Annotated in this window: 24 protein-coding genes; 4 read left to right on the top strand and 20 right to left on the bottom strand. The window is 35.6% G+C overall.

Annotated features, from left to right (window positions below):
• Positions 1-97 precede the first annotated feature (97 nt).
• Entirely contained in the window at positions 98-412 is a 315-nt protein-coding gene (locus T513_RS0101270) for a PTS sugar transporter subunit IIB (protein WP_029070778.1), read from the bottom strand.
• A gap of 170 nt (positions 413-582) precedes the next feature.
• Between T513_RS0101270 and T513_RS0101265 the strand changes: the two genes are divergently transcribed.
• Positions 583-1143, top strand: a complete 561-nt coding sequence (locus tag T513_RS0101265; protein WP_031588587.1) for a metallophosphoesterase family protein — start codon at positions 583-585, stop codon at positions 1141-1143.
• 15 nt (positions 1144-1158) lie between these two features.
• Here the strand turns inward: T513_RS0101265 and T513_RS0101260 are convergent, their stop codons facing one another.
• The 10 genes from T513_RS0101260 to parE form a co-directional block, all read right to left on the bottom strand.
• Entirely contained in the window at positions 1159-1494 is a 336-nt protein-coding gene (locus T513_RS0101260) for a helix-turn-helix domain-containing protein (RefSeq protein ID WP_029070776.1), read from the bottom strand.
• A gap of 84 nt (positions 1495-1578) precedes the next feature.
• A complete protein-coding gene (locus T513_RS0101255) occupies positions 1579-3870 on the bottom strand; it encodes a U32 family peptidase (RefSeq protein ID WP_031588586.1) in 2292 nt (763 codons plus the stop codon).
• A complete protein-coding gene (locus T513_RS0101250; RefSeq protein ID WP_029073089.1) occupies positions 3870-4562 on the bottom strand; it encodes a 5'-methylthioadenosine/adenosylhomocysteine nucleosidase in 693 nt (230 codons plus the stop codon). The genes T513_RS0101255 and T513_RS0101250 overlap by 1 nt, the downstream gene beginning before the upstream one ends.
• A gap of 1 nt (position 4563) precedes the next feature.
• Positions 4564-5280, bottom strand: coding sequence for a class I SAM-dependent DNA methyltransferase (locus tag T513_RS0101245; protein WP_029073088.1), 717 nt, complete (start codon positions 5278-5280; stop codon positions 4564-4566).
• The gene (gene rsfS, locus T513_RS0101240; protein ID WP_029070772.1) at positions 5280-5624 is read right to left on the bottom strand and encodes a ribosome silencing factor; all 345 of its coding nucleotides are present in this window, start codon (positions 5622-5624) and stop codon (positions 5280-5282) included. Before rsfS ends, T513_RS0101245 begins: the two co-directional genes overlap by 1 nt.
• On the bottom strand, positions 5617-6717 hold the full coding sequence (locus tag T513_RS0101235; RefSeq protein WP_031588585.1) for a nicotinate-nucleotide adenylyltransferase: 1101 nt from the start codon (positions 6715-6717) through the stop codon (positions 5617-5619). The genes rsfS and T513_RS0101235 overlap by 8 nt, the downstream gene beginning before the upstream one ends.
• Complete coding sequence (yhbY, locus tag T513_RS0101230; protein ID WP_029070770.1) at positions 6717-7001, bottom strand: ribosome assembly RNA-binding protein YhbY; 285 nt, start codon at positions 6999-7001, stop codon at positions 6717-6719. The genes T513_RS0101235 and yhbY overlap by 1 nt, the downstream gene beginning before the upstream one ends.
• 9 nt (positions 7002-7010) lie before the next feature.
• Positions 7011-8102: a ribosome biogenesis GTPase YqeH gene (gene yqeH / locus T513_RS0101225; protein WP_031588584.1), complete on the bottom strand. Its 1092-nt coding sequence runs from the start codon at positions 8100-8102 to the stop codon at positions 7011-7013.
• Between the two features lie 123 nt (positions 8103-8225).
• Entirely contained in the window at positions 8226-10793 is a 2568-nt protein-coding gene (gene parC / locus T513_RS0101220; protein ID WP_031588583.1) for a DNA topoisomerase IV subunit A, read from the bottom strand.
• Positions 10783-12756, bottom strand: a complete 1974-nt coding sequence (gene parE, locus T513_RS0101215; protein ID WP_035876436.1) for a DNA topoisomerase IV subunit B — start codon at positions 12754-12756, stop codon at positions 10783-10785. The genes parC and parE overlap by 11 nt, the downstream gene beginning before the upstream one ends.
• A gap of 111 nt (positions 12757-12867) precedes the next feature.
• Here parE and plsY point away from each other — a divergent pair, with 111 nt between their 5' ends.
• Genes plsY through T513_RS12370 form a run of 3 tightly spaced genes read left to right on the top strand, consistent with a single transcriptional unit; the run spans position 12868 to position 14076 of the window.
• Positions 12868-13497: a glycerol-3-phosphate 1-O-acyltransferase PlsY gene (gene plsY, locus T513_RS0101210; RefSeq protein ID WP_031588581.1), complete on the top strand. Its 630-nt coding sequence runs from the start codon at positions 12868-12870 to the stop codon at positions 13495-13497.
• Complete coding sequence (locus T513_RS11360) at positions 13466-13930, top strand: DNA alkylation repair protein (RefSeq protein ID WP_056995129.1); 465 nt, start codon at positions 13466-13468, stop codon at positions 13928-13930. The genes plsY and T513_RS11360 overlap by 32 nt, the downstream gene beginning before the upstream one ends.
• On the top strand, positions 13927-14076 hold the full coding sequence (locus T513_RS12370) for a hypothetical protein (RefSeq protein ID WP_201783580.1): 150 nt from the start codon (positions 13927-13929) through the stop codon (positions 14074-14076). Before T513_RS11360 ends, T513_RS12370 begins: the two co-directional genes overlap by 4 nt.
• Positions 14077-14085: 9 nt before the next feature.
• Here the strand turns inward: T513_RS12370 and T513_RS0101200 are convergent, their stop codons facing one another.
• The 9 genes from T513_RS0101200 to T513_RS0101155 form a co-directional block, all read right to left on the bottom strand.
• Positions 14086-14757, bottom strand: a complete 672-nt coding sequence (locus T513_RS0101200; RefSeq protein ID WP_238551710.1) for a histidine phosphatase family protein — start codon at positions 14755-14757, stop codon at positions 14086-14088.
• Positions 14741-14950 carry a YneF family protein gene (locus T513_RS0101195; protein WP_031588579.1) on the bottom strand — a complete coding sequence of 70 codons (210 nt, stop codon included), beginning with the start codon at positions 14948-14950 and terminating at the stop codon, positions 14741-14743. Before T513_RS0101195 ends, T513_RS0101200 begins: the two co-directional genes overlap by 17 nt.
• A gap of 92 nt (positions 14951-15042) precedes the next feature.
• Positions 15043-17016 carry a transketolase gene (tkt, locus tag T513_RS0101190; protein ID WP_031588578.1) on the bottom strand — a complete coding sequence of 658 codons (1974 nt, stop codon included), beginning with the start codon at positions 17014-17016 and terminating at the stop codon, positions 15043-15045.
• Positions 17017-17079: 63 nt separating this feature from the next.
• A complete protein-coding gene (locus T513_RS0101185) occupies positions 17080-17301 on the bottom strand; it encodes a DUF896 domain-containing protein (protein ID WP_029070762.1) in 222 nt (73 codons plus the stop codon).
• 434 nt (positions 17302-17735) lie between these two features.
• The gene (locus T513_RS0101175) at positions 17736-18698 is read right to left on the bottom strand and encodes an ABC transporter permease (protein ID WP_029070761.1); all 963 of its coding nucleotides are present in this window, start codon (positions 18696-18698) and stop codon (positions 17736-17738) included.
• Positions 18698-19816 (bottom strand): ABC transporter permease, encoded by a 1119-nt coding sequence (locus T513_RS0101170; RefSeq protein WP_029070760.1) that lies wholly within the window; start codon positions 19814-19816, stop codon positions 18698-18700. Before T513_RS0101170 ends, T513_RS0101175 begins: the two co-directional genes overlap by 1 nt.
• Complete coding sequence (locus T513_RS0101165) at positions 19806-21341, bottom strand: ABC transporter ATP-binding protein (protein ID WP_031588577.1); 1536 nt, start codon at positions 21339-21341, stop codon at positions 19806-19808. The genes T513_RS0101170 and T513_RS0101165 overlap by 11 nt, the downstream gene beginning before the upstream one ends.
• Positions 21342-21446: 105 nt before the next feature.
• On the bottom strand, positions 21447-22529 hold the full coding sequence (locus tag T513_RS0101160; protein WP_029070758.1) for a BMP family lipoprotein: 1083 nt from the start codon (positions 22527-22529) through the stop codon (positions 21447-21449).
• A 129-nt stretch (positions 22530-22658) separates the two neighbouring features.
• A complete protein-coding gene (locus T513_RS0101155) occupies positions 22659-24959 on the bottom strand; it encodes a DNA translocase FtsK (RefSeq protein WP_031588576.1) in 2301 nt (766 codons plus the stop codon).
• Positions 24960-25010: the final 51 nt, after the last annotated feature.

Raw genomic sequence — 25010 nt, 5'->3', positions numbered from 1 at the left:
TCCCCCTATTTTTTTCTCATTATAACAAAACAGAAGTACAAATGCTACAAAAAAAAAGCGATATATGATAGCACATATATCGCAGTATTATTCATTATTAGTCTAACATGCTTAAAGCTTTTTCTAATACAGCCTTACCGTTCATAGTACCGTAATCTCTCATATCGATTACATCAACAGGAATCTGACCTGCTTTTCTTGAAGCTGCTAATTTTTCGATTGAAGCTTTCTGGAATCTAACCTGTGGGCCAAGTAAGATACAATCAACTTCTTCTAATACTCTTGGTGCATCAGAGAAAGGTAATGCGAAGATCTTTGTTTCTACACCTTTTTCTTTAGCAGCTGCTTCCATTTTTGTAACTAATAAACTAGTAGACATACCAGCTGAACAAACTAATAAAATTGTTTTCATTATAAATTACTCCTTTTCCTATATCTATAAGACTATTTTAAAACAAATATGCCCTAATGTAAACCCTTACTGTTTCAATTTTTTTTACCTTACATATTGACGAAATCACAAAATCAGAATTAATATGAATATATCGATAATATCTTTACCTACATGAAAGGCTATTTACTATGAAAATTTTAATACTAAGTGATACACATATGGAAAATGGAATATTAGAAGACATTTTAGCCTACAGAAAAGAATGTGATCTCATTGTTCATTGTGGAGACACTTCTCTTCCCTATAAAACACGTTATAAAAAAATAGACTATATAGTAAAAGGAAACCATGATTATGATGAAAGCTATCCAACCTTCATAACACATGATGACTATCTCATTACCCATGGACACCTCTATAATGTCTACAAAAACTATGATGAACTCATAAGACTCTGCAAAGAAAACAATGTACACTACTGTTTTCATGGTCATACACATGTACCTACATTACAGATTCATGAAGGCATTACCTTTATCAATCCAGGAAGCACCATGATCAACAGAGGATCATACGGCTATGGTACATACGCGATTGTTGAAATAGACAAAAATCATTTCAGCTGTCATTTCTATCATCATACAACGCATGAGTGTGTAGATTATGTTCTTGAAGAAGGCTTAACTCTTCTAGAAGAATTCAAAAAACTGGTTGCACAAATAGAAAAAGAGAAGACCCTAAGACAATAGTCTCGGTCTTCTCTTTTATAATGAATTCTTTTCTTCAATTCTTTTACGTTTGTACTCAATGATAAACATGACTTCTTTAAGATCTTCATCAGGTAATTCTGATAATAATCTTGCAATATTTGCGATATTATAATAGTCATATTTCTTACCGCTCATAATTTCTTCTACACTACGCCCATATAGATGTGATAAAACCTTAAGCTCTCCTACTGTAACATCTCTCTTGCCATTTTCGATATCTGAGATAGCAGAATGAGGTACATTAAGATGCGCAGCAACTTCTTTTTGGGTTAAATGCTTAAAATTACGATATGCTTTCAATCTTTGTGCTAATTCTAAATCTAACGACATTTGACTCACTCCTTGTTTAGTATTATAACACAAAATATTTCCTTTTTCAAATCAGGAATTTAGAAAAAATAAAAAAACAGGATATCAAGAAAGATACCCTGTCGTTGTTTGTATATATTTTGAAAGCGATTGCCCTTTAAGAATAGATTCAATAATATCCTGAATATCCTCTTCAATTGTAAACATCATAAAATATGATGTATTAAACTTACGATAATGAGAATAATATAGTGGATAAGCATTTAAAATATGATTGCGACAAGCATCATCAGTAAATACTGAAAAAGCTACATCCTTACGGTCAATCAAGCGATAAGAATGCTTTTTACACAATGAGCAATGTGGTACCTTTTTCCCGAAATATCTTTGGGAAATGACACAATGGTCAGAGATCATGTTTTCTATATATCCATAGATTGGAACAATGGTCTCTTTTGCATAATCCTTAATAGTCTCAATCTGTTTTGATGTTGTTTCATAGCTGACAATTAAAGATTCATCAAATGAAGAGGCACTATAATGATTAAAGATATTTAACCCTGTTCCCAAGATAACATCTTTATCCTTATATTGACGATAAAAACCATAATCATTAACAATAAAATGCTTAATTGTCGCTGGTATCGATTGAACAATTTCCTTTATTTCTTTATCAGTAGTAATACGTGGAAGATAGATACCCGCTTCCTTTTCATATTGATCAAAGAGATTCAAAGCTTCATCCAAGTTGCTTTGATAATAGTAGTAGACATGATCAAAATAGTCTAGTGCACACTTAAGCTGTGATAATGTACGTACACAAACATAAAAGTTTCCACTTACATTTTCTTTTTTGTTTACTTCATAAGTTTTGATTCCTTCATGATGAATAACACGTGATGAGAAATGTTCATTCATCTTATCTACCATTTCTCTTCTCATCTTATTAAGAATAGAAATAGGTATATTGATCTCTTCAGCAATATCCACACTGACACTATCTACTTCATAGATTGTGCCACCAAGCTTTCTTAACTGCTTTTCAATACGCATTTCATCAGTTGGTGTATGAAGGGCCTTTTCACATGTATACTCACTGATAACCTCGAAATGTTCACCATCACATTCAGCCATGAGCATCATTGGTGAATTCAAATAAGCATAGAATGAGAAACTTACATAGCGGAACTTTCCTTCCTTCATGAAGGTCTTTCTTAATGCCTCTATTGTTTTCACTGATACTGTCTTATTGACAGCTCCTTCATAGACCGGTGTGTTAAATTCAATTTCTACAACGTCACCTTTGTGTGCCTCATTGACAAGCATCCCATCCTTATAAATCTTATTGACAGGTCTTCCTTTATCAATAGCTTCAAAAACAATGCTGTCAAGCTGGGATAAAGTATCCTCTAACATAATAGAAACACATTTCTTCTTTTTAGAATATCCTTTAACATAGCCAAGATGCATTCCTCTATTACCAGAATAATCCTGATCTACAATCTTATGATCATGAAAAGCATACCCTTTTGTATAATGACGATTAAACATGCGTTTCATGTTATCGATGTCATCACTATCAATATCTTCTAGATGATGATCATATACATGATCAATAGCTTTCTTATAGGCATGCACCACCGCAGCAACATATTCAGGCTTTTTCATACGCCCTTCTATCTTTAAAGAAGTAATACCTGCCTTTATGAATTCCTCCACATTTTCAATGGTACATAAATCCCTAGGAGACATGAGGAACTGCTCTTCATCTAAAATCTTTCCATCTTCTTCAAGACGATAAGGAAGACGACAAGGCTGGGCACAAGCCCCTCTATTACCGCTTCTCTTGCCAATCATGCTGCTCATAAGACACTGTCCTGAATAAGCTACACAGATGGCGCCATGAGCAAAGACTTCTACTTCAAGAGAAGTATGATCACAGATATATTTCATCTGTTCAATTGTATTCTCTCTAGAAAGAACGACACGTTTTACTCCTAATTCTTCAAAGTAACGTAACGCTTCAAGCGTATTGACAGTCATCTGCGTTGAGACATGAACTTCAAAATCAGGATAGCGTGCTCTTACTGCTTTCAATAATCCAATATCCTGAATCAAGAGAGCATCTACCTGTATCTTATAAAGAAAATCAATATAGTCAAACAGATGCGTGAACTCTTCATCTTTATAAAGAATATTGATTGTCACATGAATCTTAACACCACGAAGATGCGCATATTTTACAGCTTCTTCTAATTCATCACGATCAAAGTTCTTTGCAAAAGCACGTGCCGAAAAAGCATTGCCACCTAAGTAAATAGCATTAGCACCATTGGCAATAGCGGCCTTCAAAGATTCAAAATCACCTGCTGGTGCCAATAATTCAATTCTTTTCATTATAATTTCTGCGCTAACTCATAACACATCTTGGCAGATACTTTAGAAGCTTTCTTTAAGTATTCATCAAACTGTATTGAGTTATTTCCTTTATTAAAAATATCACTTAAGCCGCGAGTGATGATAAAAGGAACCTGGAACAAGTAACAAGTCTGTCCAATGCTGGCAGCTTCCATTTCAGCACACATCGCTTCTGGGAAATGAGTCAAGATCTTATCTACCTGTTCTTTTGTATGAACAAACTGATCACCTGATGCGATAATACCTGTATGCGCTCTTACATCATTATCTTTTAAGACTTCCTGAGCCACACGTACCATGTCCTCATTGGCATGAATATAAACTTCAGGAAGATTAGGAATACGTCCCATCGGTCTACCAAAGCCTGTCAAGTCGAAATCATGATGGCATACTCTTTCACCAATGACAATATCTCCAACTTCTTCTTCCTGACAAAGACCACCAGCAGTTCCAATATTGATAAGATGATCAATATTAAAGTTCTTGATCATAAGTGTACAAGAGACAGTCGCATTCACTTTGCCAATACCACCCTGTACAACAACAGTTTCCTTATTGCCTAATGTACCAATATGAAAAGTATAGCCAAGATCTTCTTTAGTCTCCTTGACATCCATCAAAGCTAATAACTCATTAACTTCTTCTTCCATCGCTCCAATAATTCCTAGCATATTAGTGTGCCTCCTTCTTACAAATAAAAATCAAACGTTCACATTTCTCATGGTAATCCTCAAAATCACTGTAGACTTCAATATCTAAAAAGCCTGCCTTCTTCAGCATTTCCTGATAAGTTTCCATAGAGAAAGTTCTCTGATGATGAATCTCTTCTACTCTCTCTTTGCTTTCCTTATCTTCAATGACTACATGATGAGTAATGTTACCCTGATGATCAGAAGAAACATCCCATTCAAAATAGAAATCTTCATCATCGTTTTCTTCCTTATAGCCATCAAGTATAACATTATGCTTGTAAAGACTATTGACATCAAAAACAAAAGCACCGCCCATCTTTAATGATTCATAAACATTATTAAAGACACTCTGCACTTTTTCTTGTTCAATGATGTAATTAAGAGAATCCACAAAGCAAAGCACTGCTTCAAAATCGTCATGACCACTAAAGTCACACATATCCATACGATAAATAGGAAAATGATATTGCTTAAATGCGGCTTTCTCAAAAAGCACTTCAAGCATATCATTAGAAAGATCAGTCGCCGTAATCTGTTTTCCTTCTTCAATAAGACGAAGGGTCATTTCACCAGTCCCACAGCCAAGTTCCAATCCTACCTGAAAATGAATATGTTCATTTAAGAAATGAACATATTCATCATAAAAAGCAGGATCCATCAAGCTATCATAATAATAAGCAAATTCCTGATAACTCATTAGTCAATCATTGATGCTACGTCTAAACGTGGCATATCACTCCATAATTTTTCTAGATTATAGGCATCTCTTTCATCATTTTCAAAGATATGGCACACAATATCTCCACAGTCGATTAAGATCCATTTAGAATCTCTTAATCCTTCTATACCTTTTACTTCATATCCGTTTTCAGCTAATGCATCTTCAACGCTATCCTTGATCGCATGCAACAAACGTGCATTGCTGGCAGTGGCCAATACAAAAGTATCAAAGATAGGACTAGCTTCACGCATATCGATAGCTACGATGTTTGTTGCTAACTTATCATCCATAGCTTTAACAATACATTCTAATTTAGTCATAAATATCTCCTTCACCGTAAGTCTTATAAACCTCAAAGAACAGTGGATCAATTTCTCTATTCTTAGCTTTAGAGAAATCATAGAACTGCTTAAGCTGTCTTGAAAAACCTACATGTATGTTTTCTTTACAAATTTCAATTTCCTTGCTTGAATCATATCCACGTAGTGGATCAAGCTTATCTGCACAATACAGACATTTACCAAGGACACTCATGCTTGTAGATGCTGTTGTATGATCTTCAATAGCCTTAAGAATCTCCTTGTCATCAAGAAGAAAATCCTTCTTGCATAAATAAGCAGAAAGCCATTGATGCCATACTGGTACTGGCTTATCCATAAACTGCGCAAACTCCTGCGACATAATTAAAGAAGCCTTCTTATGATCCATCTCTTTAGCAATATCATGCATCAATCCGGCAATATATCCTTTTTGTGGATCAATTCCATTGCACTTGGCAAACTCTCTTGTAAGCTTGGCAACAGAAAGAGAGTGATTATATCTCTTTAAAGAAAGATAAGGCTTAATCATCGTTTCAAGATAAAGACCTTTTCTTGAAATATAAGCAAGCACACGTTCATCAAGCATCTCAAGATGCCCTTCTTTAATTTCAGAACTAGACGCTTTCATTTCCACGTTGTTCATCTTAATAAAATGGTAACGATCTAAATTTTCATGATCACTAGGATAATCTGCTCTATTAAATGCAACCAGCTGTACAAGCTTAGAAATATTTTCTGCTTCTACCCATTTATCAAAAGAAGCAGCCTGATCCATTCCCATTAAATAATAATAACTCACATCAGGGTGCATCTTAACCAATGCTCTTAATGTATCAATAGTATAATTCTTACCATTTTCACTAGCATCAAGCTCAATACGATCAATCTTGATTTTCTCTTCATCACTTGTCGCAATTTCGATCATCTCATAACGTTCTTCTCCACTTGCAACAGTATGATCCTTCCAAGGATTATTCTTCGTTGGAATAAAATAGAAACAGTCAAGATCAAAGTGCTTGATAGCCTCTTTAACAATACTTACATGTCCTTTATGGATAGGGTCAAAGCTTCCCCCAAGCAACCCCACTTTCATTAGATCTGATAGATTCCTTTTTCGCTTGCCTTATAAAGAATAATAGTATGTCCAATAATATGAACAACTTCAGCTTTTGTTAATCTTGAAATCTCTAATGCTGCTTCATTGACAGTCTGAGGACATGTATCTAATAATTTCACCTTAATTAATTCTTTTGCCTTTAAAGCATCATTAATGCTGTTAGCCTGCTTCATGCCAACACCATCTTTTCCAACCTGGAAAATTGGTTTTAACGCATGTGCTTCACTTTTTAAATATTTCTTCTGTTTACTTGTTAACATATAATCTCCTTAAATTAAACATTCCCTAACAAAGACATCAACGCCTTCAGGAACACTGATACGTAATTTACCTTTTGTATTGACACTAATAAAGCCTAAACCTGAAATAAAGACTTCTTTCTTGTCACCTTTCTTAAATGAGAACTCATAAGATTTCATCTGTGAAATCTTATCTACACTAAGCGGATAAAGCTTGAGTTCCTTATGATTATCAAAAAGTGCATCCGCATTAGCCATCTTTGTACGATGGATCTTTAATTGTCTACTAAAGTAGCAAACAAAGCCTGCTTTCTCTCCTTCAAGATAATCCATTCTTGCTAAACCGCTCATATATAAAGTCTGCTTCGCATTCAGCTGGAAAGACATTGGTCTTAATTCCGACTGTGGCACAATAGTCTTAAGATCTTTTTCTGCCACATGAGAAGTCATCTGCGCTTCATTCATGATTCCTGGTGAATCATATAAAGCACTCTTTTCATCAAATGGAATACGAATAAGATCCAAAGTTGTTCCAGGGAACTCACTTGTCGTAATTGTCTGTTCAACATCACTATAATGCTTTAATAATGCATTAATAAAAGTTGACTTCCCAACATTGGTCATACCGACCACATAAACATCTCGACCTTTTCTGTATTCTTCAATCGCATCAAAGATTTCATCAAAATTAAGTTTCTTCTTTCCGCTTGTCAAGATGACATCTACAGGCTTGATACCTTCATTTTTAAGCTGTCTTCTCACCCACATATTTAAACGATGATCTTTTAATGACTTAGGAAGAACATCTCTCTTATTTCCTAATACAAGAATATCATTAAAACCTACGTGACGTGTCAAGCCGCTGATAAGACTTCCGTTAAAATCAAAAAGATCCACAATATACACTACAAGACAATCCTTGTCTCCTATGGATGCAATGATCTTAAGAAAATCTTCTTTAGAAAGATGAGATTCCATCTTCTGATGATAATGCATAAGCTTGAAACATCTTTGACATAAAGGCTTATCTTTATTTAATGCGTTTTCTGGCAGATAACCAGGCTTATTTTTATCTTCACTTTGAATGACTGCTCCGCAGCCACCACATCTTAATTCACTCATTTCATCACCCTTTTCGCCCTTCATTGTACACTATTTTTTTCCTCATGAAAAGAGAATGTCCATTGACAAATTTACAAGAAAAAAGGCATCCCATAAATGCTTTCTTTATGGGATGTAGCCTTATTAGAAATCATCATTTTCAAACAGATCATCAAACGAGATCGGCTTGAATTTATTCTCTTCTTTCTTCTTTATTGGAGTTTCCTCTTCAAATAAAGTCTTTTCCTTTTCTACCTGGAAGAATTCCTTGAAAGAACCTTCCTCTTCTACCTTTCCATCGGCAATAAGCAGACGTGAATCATAGATAAAATCAATTGACTTATCTTCAAACGCCTTGATACCACCAGGTCTATTAATTAATCCGGTGAAATTAAAGTCCTTAGCACAGACCTCAATCGAACCAGATTCACCATAGAGTGTCAGTGTATCATATGTGTCCATAATATAGCCATCATAAAGTGTAATCTGACGTGATTTAGGCGATTTAAAAATCAAGTTTCCTTTATTGGCACGTTTGCATGCAGGAATATCAGAAACATGAATACGCTTGATACCAACTGGATTAGTAAAAATCACAAGTGATTGTGGATTGGCTGGATTAAAGACACGCATAAATGCGAGCGAATCATGAGTCAAGCGAATACCCTTGACCCCACCGGCCTTAATACCAACGACTGAAATCTCTTCTTCACTGTATAAAGCAGCATATCCTGCCTTGCTGGCAAGAATGACACCATCATGACCACTAGAAAGCTGAACTGAAACCATCTCATCATCAGCTTTAAGATTCATACATTTCATAGGTCTAGAGAAACGTGATACTTCAAAGTCCGCAATAGCTACTTTCTTGATTGCACCATCTCGTGAAGCCATCATCACATACTGTGGTGATTTGAAATCTTTGACAAGCACAGTTGCGATAATCTTTTCATCATTATTAAGCTTAATAAGATAACTGATATGCTTACCAAGATCTTTCCACTTGAACTCTTCTAGCTTATGAATTGGTACAAAACAATAATTACCACGATTAGTAAAGACTAAAAGTGTATGCAACGTATTTGTTTGACAAAGTGAAACAAGACGATCATCGTCTTTCTTGCCAAAGGCGGTATTCTGACTGGCCTTATATGATCTTAAAGAAATCTTCTTGATATAGCCATCTCTTGTAACTGAGACATAGCAATCTTCAGATACAATCATAGCCTGTGCATTAATTGAAGTATCCATGATTTCATCCTTGATTGTTGTTAAACGAGGAGAAGGATATTTCTTCTTGATTTCTCTTAATTCACTGATAATAACCTGTCTTAAAACCTTTTCACTGCCAAGAATTTCTTTTAATTTTTCTATTTCTTCATGTAAAGATGCTAATTCTTCCTCTAATGCCACTATATCCGTATTTGTTAATCTATACAGCTGTAACATGACAATAGCTTCAGCCTGTACTTCAGAAAAATCATACTGATCCATCAGATTAAGTTTGGCATCTTTCTTATCTTTTGATTGTCTAATTGTATGTACAACATCATCAAGAATAGAAACAGCCTTGATTAATCCTTCTACAATATGTTCACGAGCACTAGCCTTATTTAAATCAAATGTTGATCGTTTTGTTACAACATCTATTTCATGATTGATATACCCATCAATAATAGAAACAATCCCCATCTGTTCAGGTCGTTTATCCTTGATAGCGACCATATTATAATTGTAGTTCTTCTGTAAATCGGTATTCTTGAAGAAATAATTAAGCGTATTTTGTACATCTACATCTTTCTTTAAATCAATGACAATGCTTAACCCATTACGATCTGACTCATCTCTTACTTCAAGAACACCATCGATGTCTTTGTTAAAACGAATTTCATCAATCTTTCTGACAAGATCTGCCTTATTGACTTCATAAGGAATTTCACTTATGACAATCTGATTCATGTTCTTCTTTTCCACAAATTCATAACGTGATCTGACAACGACTTTTCCACGACCGCATCGAAGAGCTTTCGCAATATCGCTTGCCCCTTCTACAATGGCACCAGTAGGAAAATCTGGACCTTTGATAAACTGATGTAAATCATCAAAATGACATTGTGGATGCTTGATACGATAAATAGTCGCATCGATGACTTCTCCTAAATTATGAGGAGGAATATCTGTCGCATAACCTGCAGAAATACCTGTTGCACCATTGACGAGCAAGTTTGGATATTTAGCAGGAAGAACTGTTGGTTCATATTCTGTATCATCGAAGTTTAAGGCCATCTCTACTGTTTCTTTATCAAGATCCTTTAAAAGTTCCATAGAGATTGGCGCTAATCTTGCTTCAGTATAACGCATGGCTGCTGCTGGGTCATTATCGATAGACCCGTTGTTTCCTTGCATATCTACAAGAGGAATTCTCATCTTCCAATCCTGTGATAGACGCACCATGGCATCATAGACAGATGAATCGCCGTGAGGATGATAGTTCCCAATAACGTTACCGACTGTTTTAGCAGATTTACGATAAGCTTTAGTAGGAAGATTTCCTTCCTTAAACATCGCATATAGAATACGTCTTTGAACTGGTTTTAAACCATCTCTGACATCTGGAAGCGCACGATCTTGGATAATATATTTTGAATAACGTCCAAAACGATCTCCCATAATATCATCAAGGGACATTCTTAATATCTTATTATCTTCCATTGTGACCTCCTATTAATTCTTTTTGATCCATTGTAAAGGCATCAAAATCATCGGCCATAGAGAACTGTACATTATCTTCAATCCATTCTCGTCTTGGTTCAACCTTATCACCCATCAAAACAGAAACACGACGTTCTACTAATGCAGCATCTTCAATATTGACCTGAATAAGTGTACGGGTTTCAGGATTCATGGTTGTTTCCCAAAGCTGATCTGCATTCATTTCACCAAGACCTTTGTAACGCTGTACATTGTATCCTCTTCCGACAATCTTCTTAGCCTCTTCAAGATCTTTCTCATCCCAGCAGTATTCAACCTTTTCCTTCTTGCCATTCTTCTTTGATACCTTATATAAAGGTGGCATAGCGATATAGACCTTTCCTGCCTGAATCAATCCTTTCATATAACGATAGAAGAATGTCAGCAATAAGATCTGAATATGAGCCCCATCGGTATCCGCATCGGTCATGATAATAATCTTATCATATGCTGAATCTTCTACATTGAAATCACTGCCGTATCCTGCATTGATTGTATTGATCATTGTCGCAATTTCTTCATTCTTCAAGACATCAGTAATGCTTGCTCTTTCAGTATTGACAACCTTACCTCTTAAAGGAAGAATAGCCTGGAACTTACGATCACGTCCCTGTTTGGCACTACCACCGGCTGAATCCCCTTCGACAAGATAAAGCTCATTCTTTTTCTTATTCTTTGACTGAGCAGGCGCAAGCTTCCCACTTAAGATCTGCTTTTCTCTCTTCGCCTTATTCCCTCTGGCGGCTTCTCTTGCTTTTCTAGCTGCATTTCTAGCACTTGCAGCTTTAATCATTTTAGCAACAAGAGCATCAGCTTCATCTTTATTTTCTTCAAGATAATAAGTCAAATACTCCTGAGTCACCTGTTCAAGTATATTTCTAGCAATAGGTGTACCAAGCTTTGCTTTAGTCTGTCCTTCAAACTGTAAATATTCTTCTGGAATCTTTACTGAAAGAATAGCTGTTAATCCTTCTCTTACATCAGTACCTTCAAGATTCTTATCTTTCTTTTTCAATAAATCATACTTTCTTGCATATTCATTAAAGACCTTTGTAAGACCTGACTTAAAGCCCATTTCATGGGTACCGCCATCACTTGTTCTTACGAGATTGACAAATGAAACAATGTTCTCCTGATAGCCATCAGTAAACTGTAAGGCCACTTCTACTTCAATTTCTTTTGAATCATCATCAAAGCTCAATACCTTCGATATGCTTTTATGCTTACCGCTATTTAGCCAATTGATAAATTCTTCTAGCCCATTTTCATAATAGTAGTTTTCATGACGATCAGTACGTTCATCATGAAGCTCCATTTCAATGCCCTTTAATAAGAACGCATCTTCCCTTAAACGTTCACTGATAGTAGAAAAATTAAAATTGATTTTCTTAAAAATCTTAGAATCAGGCATAAAATGAATTGTAGTACCTGTCTTCGTTGTCTTTTTTCCTTTTTTTAGATCATGTATAACTGATCCACCATTTTCAAACTTCTGTGTATAAGTATAACCATCACGATAAACAGTTAATTCTAAATATTCACTTAACGCGTTAACAACCGAAGAACCTACACCATGAAGACCACCGGATGTCTTATATCCGCCATCGCTAGAAAACTTGCCACCTGCATGAAGAACAGTCAGAATGACTTCAGTTGTAGGACGACCTGTTTCTTTATTAATACCAGTAGGCATACCACGTCCTTCATCTTCTACAGTAATGCTATTATCTTTATGAATTGTCACTACAATCTTTTTCCCAAAACCAGCTAGGGCTTCATCGATTGAGTTATCCACAATTTCCCATACAAGATGGTGCAACCCTCTTGCATCTGTAGACCCAATATACATACCAGGTCTTTTTCTGACAGCTTCCAATCCCTTGAGGATTTGAATATCAGATTCATCATAATGTGTATTAGGCATCATTAAACCTCCTCCATTAACTGCTCTATTATATCATAAACGAAATCTATTTGCATATTCTACTTTGCATTTCTATTTAATATATGTATAATGTTTTCTTGAGGTGACACTATGAATATCTTAATATCCGTTTTATGTCTTATTATGGCATACTTGTATGGTTCTGTACCCTTTGCGCTTGTCATTGGTAAAGTATTCTACAATACCGACGTCCGTACAAAAGGTTCAGGAAATCTAGGAGGAACAAATGCAGGAAGAGTGCTTGGAAAAAAAGCAGGAGCTGCAGTCATTCTTCTTGATGGTACAAAATGTATCGTCGCAATTCTTATTACAAGATTGTTAGCTGCGCATTTCAACCTATCTGATGACTTATTCTACTTTTCTGCACTCGCATGTATCATCGGTCACTGCTACCCAATATTTGCAGGATTTAAAGGCGGCAAAGGCGTGTCTTCCGCTATCGCCTATACATTGATGACTAACATCTACGCATTTATTTTCGCTGTATGTGTCTTCATGTTTACATTAAAAACAACTAAGTATGTCTCACTTTCATCCATCATCGGTTCTGTGTCTGTTGCTATTATTGCACCATTCATCGGACTTATTCCACCACATTGGCATTATAGTACAGTTGGAATCATTACCAACTTTGTCATTTCGGCGCTTATTGTCTACAAGCATCATGCCAATATCAGTCGAATCAAGAATGGAACGGAAAGTAAAGTGCAATGGCTTTAAAATAAATTTGACTCCTATAGGAGTCATTTTTTTATGCCAAAATATACATGATGAACTCTTTAAGCTGCAAGATCTTCATGCAAAACCGCTTAAAAGTGATGAACACAGTTTATTCCTAACACATCTGCCACATCACTATTACGATGAAAATCAGCTTCATGCCTTCATGATATCAGAAACAAAAGACTTTCATGAAGCCATCAGACAAGCCAATATCTTCCTTCCCTATGTAAACAACTGGACAACCTGTAATCAGCTTAATATAAAAGCATTCAAGAAATATAAAAATGAACTTCTGCCTTATATTAAAGAATGGCTCAATTCCAATGAAGTCCATACTCTTCGCTTTTCCATTGCTTGTCTTATGTGCTATTTTCTAGATGAAGACTTTAACATTAAATACCCTAAACTCGTAGCCTCATCAACATTATGATTGCCTGGCATTTTGCAACACAGTATGATGCTATCTTGCCTTTTATCAAAGAACGTAAGCTAGATCATTGGGGAGATAATAAAAACATTCAGAAAGCAATTAAACAAAAAGAAGAACCTAAGAAACTAAAAGAAATCCCCAATTAGGGGATTTCTTTACTGTTTAATAAAAGCTTCTTTTGAAACTACAGGAAGAAAATCATTTTGCCCGTATGCTTCCATGTGGAATGATCCATCATAATCAAATATCGTTAATGAACAGCCATTGACAATCTGTTTATTGATCTTTACATAATCCTTTCTCTCATAACCTAAAAGCAATGAAACAAGAACAGTAAAACAGAAACCATGAGTGACGATGAAGATATCTCCATCTTTCTTTTTGATATCATCAATAAAAGAATGTAATCTGTTTTCAATTTCATCATATGATTCTCCACCAGGTAAGCCCGATGAAATTTCTGGATGATTCCAAAGAACATCATAATCATGTTTCATATCTTCAGGCATTTCATTAAAATGAATACCTTCATAAATACCAAAACACATTTCCTGAATACGATCATCTACAGTGATTTCTCTTTCAGGGAACAGCATTTGGGCTGTTGTTAATGCTCTTTTAATGGGACTAGAATAAATACGATCAACATGTAGATCTTTAATGTGATCTTTTAATGCGTAAATATTCTTGATACCATCTTCAGTTAAAGGAGAATCTTCTCTTCCCTGAAGACGTTTTTCTTCATTCCACTTTGTACGGGAATGTCTTGTAATATAAATCTTCATACCAAATAAAAATAAGGGATTCCCCTTATTTATATGAGTCATTAATGTTTTTCATAATACGTCTAATCTGTGCTTCGTTAGGTTTACGTCCCATTTCTCTAAACATAGCACGGATCATCTTTTCATTGATAGGTGGATTTTTCTTAAGTTCATTCTTGAACATCCATCTAGAAAAGAAGAATACAACAACTGCTGTTATAATACACGCTATAAAAGTCGTAATAAAAGTTGACATAATACACCTCCATGAGTGTTTTAATTATATCATTGTTGAAACCGTTTGTAAAACAAAAGATGAATCTAATATTAGATTCATCTTAGTCTATTTTATAATGAACGATAAGTTTCAACAACATTATCTACTGTAAAGCCATATTCTTCAATGACCTTGCTTGCTGGAGCACTTGCACCAAATGTATTGACAGATAATACTTTACCATCTAAGCCAACATATTTATGCCATCCAAATGGAGATGCCATTTCTACAGCTAATCTCTTTCTAGTAGCATTTGGCAATACAGATTCTTTATATTCAACGCTTTGTGCATCGAATAATTCCTGTGAAGGCATAGAAACAACTCTTACCCCACGATCACCCTGTTCAAATAATGCTTTCTGAGCTTTAACAGCTAATCCAACTTCAGAACCAGAAGCAATGATAATACCAGATAATTCAGTTTCTTCCTTAGAAACAACATAAGCACCCTTTGATACATTTTCAAAAGTCGCATTAGTAATATTATCAACACCCTGTCTTGTAAGAATCAATGCTGTAGGATTCTTAGTAGATTCAATTGCAAGTTTCCATGCTGCACACATTTCATTAGCATCAGCAGGTCTTAAGACTCTCATTCCTACCATTGATCTAAGCATTGCTAACTGTTCCACTGGCTGATGTGTTGGACCATCTTCACCAACAGCAATACTGTCATGTGATAATGGAAGTATGATTGGCAATTCCATTAAACATGCCATACGTGCAGCAGCCTTGAAATAATCACTGAATACTAAGAAACCACCGGCTGCAATCTTCACACCCTTGTGTAAAGTCATACCATTCATGATAGCAACCATTGCGAATTCTCTGATACCAAAGTATAAGTTTCTTCCGCTATAGTCTTCACATGAATATCTATTTTCATTAGCAATTGTAGTTTTAGTAGAAGAAGCCAAATCAGCAGTTCCTGACAAGAATGTAGGATTCTGTGCAGCTACTTCCTGAATAATCTTCAATGATACATTTCTTGTTGCTTCAGCAGAACCATATGGGAACTGTTTTAACAATTCATCATATGCTAATGTGAAACGTCCTTCAATAGCATCATTATAAAGCTTATAATCTTCAGGATACTTTTCTTTATATTCTTCTAAAGTACTTTCCCATTTACTATAAGCACGTTTACCTCTGTTGAACACATTGTCCTTGAAGTCATCATAAACTTCTTCAGGTACAAAGAATTCATCATGATCAAATCCATAAGATAATTTAGCATTCTTACCATCTTCACTACCTAATGGTGCGCCATGAACAGCATTAGTTCCTTCGTTCTTAGAACCTCTACCAATAACTGTCTTCATGATAATAATAGAAGGTTTAAATGTTTCACGCTTAGCTTTTTTAATAGCCTTATGAAGAGATACTGTATCTTCACCATCGCTGACTTCAATAACCTGCCAGTTCATGGCTTCATATCTTTTCTTAACATCTTCACTAAATGAGTATGATAGAGGACCATCCAATGTGACATTATTTGCATCATAAATAACAATAAGCTTTCCTAAAGAAAGATGTCCTGCTAATGAAGATGCTTCGTAAGTTACACCTTCCTGCATATCACCATCGCCACATAATGCATATGTATAATGATCAACGATATCAGCGTCTTCCTTGTTAAACTTTTCAGCTAAGAACTTTTCAGCCATAGCCATACCAATTGCCATAGGAATACCCTGTCCTAATGGCCCAGATGAAGCATCAACACCATCAGTAACATTAATTTCAGGATGCCCTGGTGTACGTGAGTTCCACTGTCTGAACTGCTTTAAATCATCCATAGTTAAATCATAACCAGATAAATGCAATAAGCTGTATAATAAAGCACTTGCATGCCCACTTGCTAAAACAAAACGGTCTCTATTCTGCCATTTTGAAACTTCTGGGAATACTTTCAATTCCTTAGTAAATAATGTGTATAATGCTGGTGCTGATCCAATTGCCATACCTGGATGTCCAGACTTAGCCTTGTTGATCATATCAATGTTTAACGATCTAATCGTTGCAATAGATAGTTGCGAATTCATGTGTACGTTTGTCCCCCAATTCTACTCATTCAATGTTATATTTACAATAATCGCGTTTTCCTATTAATGAATCTTATGTTTTCTATGAGGTGTTACATCGTTCCCGTTAGGGTCTACAACTTTAATTGAAGCAAGTTGATTTCTAAAATTCCCTCTAAAAATTTCCAAATACTTTTGACGTAAAGTATGCTGCTTCTTTTTTTCTTCCTCTGTTAATCCTTCTTCTTTGCTTTTCTTTGCTAAAGCATTAATTTCTTTGATTAACATATCCATATCTTTAGACATAAAATCTCCTTATAAAAGGACCTAAGAGAGTTAGGATTATCCCTGTTAAGTACAGGTGGGCACCTTGTGACAAGCTTTAGGATCCCTACTTAAAGAAGGTCTTCAACACCACTGTCAGCAATCAGGTTCCCTTATAATATATGTAGGAAATTCATATATGCTCTTAGGTCAAGAACATTATAACATAGTCCCTTTGCCTGTCAATAATCCTTTTTCATTTGATGAAAGAAACAAAATTGCAATGTAATAAACATCATTTTTTATGTCACAATTTTACCACCTATTAAAATAAAATAATTAATAAAATACTAAATTTTTAAACAAAATAAAGGATAAAAGCGCTTTACTTTTTAAAAGAACATGAAATTCATAAAAGATGCAATTGTGAAACAAGGATATTTTCATTATAAAAAAATAAGAGGATTTTCATCCTCTTATCTCTTAGATTTATCATATGGAACCCCATCAGCACGTGGTGCTGCAGAATTCTTTGATGTGAATGCTAATAAAATCAATGTAGCAACATATGGAATTAGCTTATAAACAGTATCAGGTAAAGCTAAATGAGCTAAGAATGGCACTGAACCATAAGCATAAGCTAATGTCTTAGTGATACCAAAGAAGAATGCTGCACCAGCAATTCTTAATGGTGCCCAGTTACCAAAGATCAATACTGCTAAAGCAAGGAACCCATAACCATCAACTGAGCAAGTAAATTCAGTTGAGATTGGAAGAATGTAGATTAATCCACCCATTCCCCCAAGAATTCCTGATAAACCAACACCAAGATATCTGATCTTATAGACGCTAATACCGGCAGCATCAGCAGCCTGTGGGTTTTCCCCACATGAACGAATTCTTAGACCAGTCTTAGTCTTCATCAAGAAGAAATAGCTAATGATCAAAATAGCAATCGCAATAAATGTAGTAATATAGAAATTCTTAAAGAACAAGTCTCCAAGAACAGGAATATCAGATAATACAGGAACAGAAGAAATTCTGAACTCATTTGTAAAGCCGATATTCTGCTGACCATCCTGTAAAGTCTTGGCAATAAAGATACCAAGTGCAGGACCTAACATGTTAAGGGCAGTACCAGAAATTGTCTGATCCGCTCTTAAGTTAACAGCCGCAAAGGCATGTAGCATAGAGAATAAACATCCCACTGCTGCTGATACCAATAACGCTGTAAATAACAGTGGCATACCATGCATGATATCATTAGTCTGCATGAAGTTCATATAGAAAATACCACTAAATCCACCAATAATCATAATCCCTTCTAACGCCAAGTTGACAACACCTGAACGTTCAGAAAACATACCGCCAAGCGCAACAATCATAAGTGGAATCGCAAATAATAATGTCTGAGCAAATAAGAAATAGACAATGTTCATTATTTGTTACCTCCCTCTTTTGCAGCTAACGTTTTATGTTTCTTTGAATTTCTAAACTTATCAAGCATAAGCTTAATGAATAGTGTAAATGAAGCAAAATAAACAATAACTGCAACAATGATGTCGATAACTTCAATCGCAATATTTAATGACTGCATGTAGTTACCACCAACATTGATATAAGCGATAAATAATGATGCAAAGATACATCCGATTGGATTAGAGAAACCTAATAATGCAACTGGAATACCATTGAATCCTTCTGGAGGAAGCACTTCACTGATCTGAATAGCTTTACCAGTACCACCTAAATAAGCGATAGCGCCACCTACACCAGCAAATAAACCAGCAATAACAAGTGACATGATAACAGCCTTAGTTTCATTCATACCAGCATATTTAGCAGCATCCTTATTAAATCCAGTAGCCTTTAACTCATAACCAAATGTAGTCTTATTCATGATAATCCATGCCACAATACATAATGCCACAGCAATCACAAATCCAAAGTTGATTGAGCTTCCTTCAAAGATCACATCAAGACCAAACTTAGGAATAGCTCTTTCAGTAGAAACAGTCAACGACTGAGCCCCAGTTGATTCATAGATGAAAGTCTTAACACCACGAATAACTAGCAATAAGCCCACATAGTTCATCATGATACCAGAGATAACAACATTGACATTTCTCTTAGCCTTAAGAATACCAGGCACAAATGCCCATAAAGCACCAGCAAGACCACCACAGATAATAGCGATAAGCCATGCAATAGCATCAGGCAAGAATGTTGCCTTAACACCAATCAACAATGCAACAAAAGCACCTACATAATACTGACCAGGTACTCCGATATTGAATTCTCCAGTCTTATAGGCAAACGCAATCGAAAGACCAGTCATCATAACTGGAACAGAATACGCAAGAACATCACCTAAAGAAAGCATACCTTCCTGGAATCCACCAGTAAGCATGATCAAGAATCCTTCTAATGCATCAGCTGGATTGGCAATCAGGATGATAACCAAACCAACAAGAAGACCAATCAAGATAGCGATAAGTGATGAGATAACCGACTTTGTGCTATCTTTTTCAAAAAATCCTGCAGATTTATTTTTCATAACCTATCCCCCTCTTAGAACCTGCCATATATAATCCTAATTCCTTGACATCAATGTCTTTAGGATTTACATCAGCAACAATTTCACCTTCATACATGACAAGAATACGATCACTCACTGTTATGACTTCATCTAATTCAAGGGAAACAAGCAATACAGCATGTTCGCTATCACGATGTTTGACAATCTGCTTATGAATAAATTCAATTGCCCCAACATCCAATCCACGAGTAGGCTGAACTGCAATCAATAGATCACTATCAGATTCAATTTCTCTTGCGACAATGGCTTTCTGCTGGTTACCACCAGACATACCACGAGCAATAGATTTAGAACCTTCACCTGATCTTACATCATATTGTTCAATAAGCTTATCAGAATAAGCATTCATGGCATCAAAATCAATAAAGCCATGCTTTTCAAATTCTGGTTTATAATAGCTCTTTAAAATCATATTTTCAGCAACGCTATAATCCAATACAAGACCATGTTTATGTCTATCTTCAGGGATAACAGCCATACCAGAATCATTTCTTTCTCTAATAGAAGTTGTTGTAATATCCTGACCATTCAAATAAACATGCCCAGCAGTAGGCTTTTCGATACCAGAAATATTATAAACAAGCTCACTTTGTCCATTTCCATCAATACCAGCGATGCAGACAATTTCACCCTTCTTGACTTCAAATGAAACATTATTTAATAGCGGCTTATTGGCACCCTTTGGCTGATAAGTCAAGCCATCAACCTTCAATACAGTATCAGTTGGTTTTGCTTCATCCTTATCAACAATAAAGTTTACCTTATGTCCAACCATCTTTTCAGATAAGACATCCTTAGAGACATCAGCCACATTAACTGTATCTACATAACGACCCTTTCTAATGATTGTACAACGATCAGCAACAGCCTTAATTTCATTTAGCTTATGCGTAATGAAAATAATAGACTTTCCTTCACTAATCAATTCTTTCATAATATGCATCAATTCATCAATTTCCTGCGGTGTCAATACGGCAGTAGGTTCATCGAAAATTAAGATCTCATTATCTCTAAATAACATCTTAAGAATTTCAACACGCTGCTGCATACCTACAGTAATGTCTTCAATCTTTGCATCAGGATCGACATTCAAGTGATATCTTTGAGAAAGATCCATTACTTTCTTTCTGGCTTCACTATTCTTCAATTTGCCAAATAATCCTGTTTCTTCAATACCTAAAATAATATTTTCAAGTACTGTAAAATTATGAACAAGCTTAAAATGTTGATGTACCATTCCAATCTTATACTTATTTGCATCATTTGGATCATTAATCAAGACTTCTTTACCATGAATCTTGATCTTACCTTCATCTGGCTGATAGAGTCCAAACAAGATACTCATAAGGGTAGATTTGCCGGCACCATTTTCTCCAAGCAAAGCATGTATTTCTCCTTCTTTGACTTGAAGAGTTATGTTGTCATTCGCTTTTATCCCAGGGAACTCCTTTGTGATATTAAGCATTTCAATAGCATAGTCCACTCTTCCTTCACCTCTTCCAAACAATTATACATGAAATAGCTTTAAAATAAAGAAATTTTTATTAAAAAAAGAAAAGAACGCTTACACGTTCTTTTCCACTTGTTCTTATCCTTCAAATTTAACTGTTACATTAGTTAAAGCAGCTTTTAATTTAACAGTTTTATTTGGGTTACCTTTTGCTGATTCATCATCAGAATGAGTTAAGATCTTTGTAGTACCATCTTTAATCTTAGCATATTCAGCTTCGTAGTCAGCTTTTTTGAAAGTCTTAAATCTTGAGAAATCAGAAGATAAACCAATATAGCTTCCAGAAGCATCAAGAACATAAGCCCCACCTTTGAACTTATTATCATAAACTGCTGTAATCTGATCAGCAACAGTCTGTTTAACGTTCTTTAATGCAGATGTAACAACTGTCTTAGAATCATCTTTCTGGTCACTGTCGACACCAATTGAGAATTTCTTAGTATCTTCAGCAGCCGCAAATACTGAGTTACAGATCTGTCCACCACAAGAGAAGATAATTTCTGTTCCACCATTGTACCAAGCAGTAGCCTGAGTCTTAATTGATGGAGATTCGTTGAATGTACCAGTGTAAGTATAGTTAACAGTAATTTTTTTGTTTAATTCTTTAGCTGCATCATTTGCACCCTGTAAGTAACCATAACCATAGTTGATTACTGCTGGTAATGAGATACCACCCATGAAACCAAGCTTAGTATAACCATCTTTTACAGCGGCATATCCAGCTAAGTAACCTGGCTGCTGTTCCTTATAAGAAGCGCAGTATACATTTTCTGCAGGATCAACTGCTGCATCCTTCTTAGTTGGAGTGAAATCGATACATACAAACTTTACATCTTTATAAGTCTTATCTTCCTGGATATCTCCCATTGCATTTGCAAATTTGAAACCAGGTAAAACTACGATCTTAGCACCATTCTTTACAGCGCTCTTGATCTGTTTCTTATAACCTTCATCATCGAATGATGCTGGCTTATAGTACTTATAGCCTTTGTCATTCTTTTCGCCGTATTCTTTTACAGCTTCCCAAGCAGACTGGTTGAATGACTTGTCATTAATTCCTCCTGAATCAGTAATAAGTGCGATTTCTGTTTTCTTGTTAGAACCGCTACATCCCACAAGTACCATTGAAAGTACCATCAAAGATGCAATCAATTTTTTCATAAACTCTTTCCCCTTTCGAATGATCTATACACATAATACCACCTCATATTTAGATTTAAAAGAGTATTTTTTTACCATTTAAAAAAATCTATAAAAAATTATCGAATAAAGCGGAAAAAGAAGATGAAATTAATTTTCATCTTCTTCACTATAACTCTTAATATAAACCTCTCTAGGCTTAGATCCCATCTGTGGACCAATGACTCCGTTAGCCTCAAGTTCATCAATAATTCTTGCTGCTTTATTATAACCAATTCTGAATTTTCTTTGAAGAAGAGACGTACTTGCCTTTTGCATCTGAATAACAAAAGCACGACATTCTTCATATTCTTCATCAAGATCATCACCGGACTCACTGCCGCTAGAACCATTGGATGCCTCTTTAGCATTGACATACTTGTCATCATAATCAGCTTCCATCTGGTTAGATACAAAATCAACAACTCTAGCCACTTCTGCATCATCCACAAAAGCACCTTGTACTCGAATCGGTGATGAAGAACCCATAGGAGAAAAGAGCATATCCCCTTTTCCTAAAAGTTTTTCGGCACCGCTTGTATCAAGAATAGTACGTGAATCGATACTAGAAGAAACCGCAAAAGCAATTCTTGAAGGAATGTTAGCCTTGATAACACCAGTAATAATATCAGTAGAAGGACGCTGTGTTGCAACAATCATATGAATACCAGCAGCACGCGCCATCTGTGAAATACGCATGATACAGTCTTCAACCGTCTTGCTGGCAACCATCATAAGATCTGCCACCTCATCCAAGATTACAATGATATAAGGCATAACCTCCATAGCATCATCGCCATTGGCTTCATTTTGTTCCTTGGCAAACTTATTATAGCTTGCCATATTTCTCTTATTGTTTGCCGCAAACACTTCATAACGTCTTTCCATCTCAGAAACAACTTCCTGAAGAACCCCTGCTGCTTTCTTTGGATCAGTGACAACCGGTGCTAAAAGATGAGGCACTCCATTGTAGTTAGAAAGTTCTACTTTCTTTGGATCGACAAGAATTAGCTTAACTTCATCAGGTGTCGCCTTCATAAGAATGGATGTGATAATTGAGTTTACACATACCGACTTCCCTGAACCTGTTGCCCCAGCAACAAGCAAATGAGGAAGCTTATTTAATTCCGCTACGATAAGCTGTCCAGAAACATCTTTTCCTAACGGTACAGCTGTCTTGTTTTCCCAGCTCTTGTCATGCATGGACTGCTGGAATATTTCATTATAAGGCACCATCGCCGCATTCTTGTTTGGTACTTCAATACCAACATATGGCTTACCTGGAATCGGTGCTTCAATACGAATATCCTTGGCTGCTAAAGCCAACTGGATATCATCCTGCAATGAAAGAATCTTATTGACACGTGTTCCAATTTCAAGCTTTAGCTCATACTTTGTGACAGTAGGACCAATCATCAGATCTTCTACGTGAACATTAACGCCAAACTGTTTAAGCAATTCCTCTAGATTTTTACCGACAATCTTGGCATTACGCATTTCATCATTGCCCTGCTTTTGATTCTTGACAGGATTTAAAAGCTTATAAGAAGGAAGCTGATAATCGCCCTTCTTTGTCTTGACGGGCTCATTATGAATAATCGGCTTTTCTTCTTTCTTGACATCATCTTTAATATCAAGTCTCATTGAAGGCTCATCAAATTCCAATGCTGGTTTTTCTTCCTCTTCCTCATCAAAAATAAAGGCATCCATAACTGATTCCTTAACTGGCTTCTCTTCTTTCTCCTCAAAAGCCTGATCCGGGAAAAGGACACGTTCCTTCTTTTCACGATGAAGAAAATCAAAGAACTTGCCAGGAGCACTTTCTTCCTCTTCCTCCTCCATAATCTCACTTTCTCTTTCGCTATATTCCTTATACTTAAAAAACAGCTTTAAAGTAGAAAGAACAAGACCAATCATAATAAAGAGAATACCAGCCCATAAAGCACCAGTCGGTGCAAAAAGAGCTGAGAAAATACCATAGAAGATATAACCGATAAAGCCTCCTCGAATATAATGACCTGATTGAAGATAAGTCATAATAAGCTTTATTCCCTGATCATTCTTGCCATAACAAGAAATCATCAATGAGGAAAAGAAAATCATCATGATTCCTACCGCCTCAGGAGAACTCATCTTAGGAAGACGAGCATTTATCAAAAGATAAAGCAATATCAAAAGTATCAGAATATACGCTGTCGTAATAAGTACATTGCCAAAGAAAAAGGCAAAAACACTATGCAAAAGCACACCAATAATGCCTAGCTTCAAATAAGCAACAACTGTTAAAAATCCTAAAATCAAAGCTGTCAGTCTCAGCTTTAATGATGCAGACAACATCGGCTGAGCTTTTTTCTTTGTCGTCTTTTTCTTATTCGACTTTCTACGTGCATTCGTTTTCTTTTTCGCAGCCATGATTTTCCCCCTTCTATAATAAAACCAAATGAATAGAAGATGTGGATCATC

This window comes from Kandleria vitulina DSM 20405, from assembly GCF_000702065.1.
GTDB lineage: Bacteria > Bacillota_I > Bacilli_A > Erysipelotrichales > Coprobacillaceae > Kandleria > Kandleria vitulina.
The sequence above is the reverse complement of the archived record's forward strand: the minus strand, read 5'-3'. Positions and strand labels throughout refer to the sequence as shown.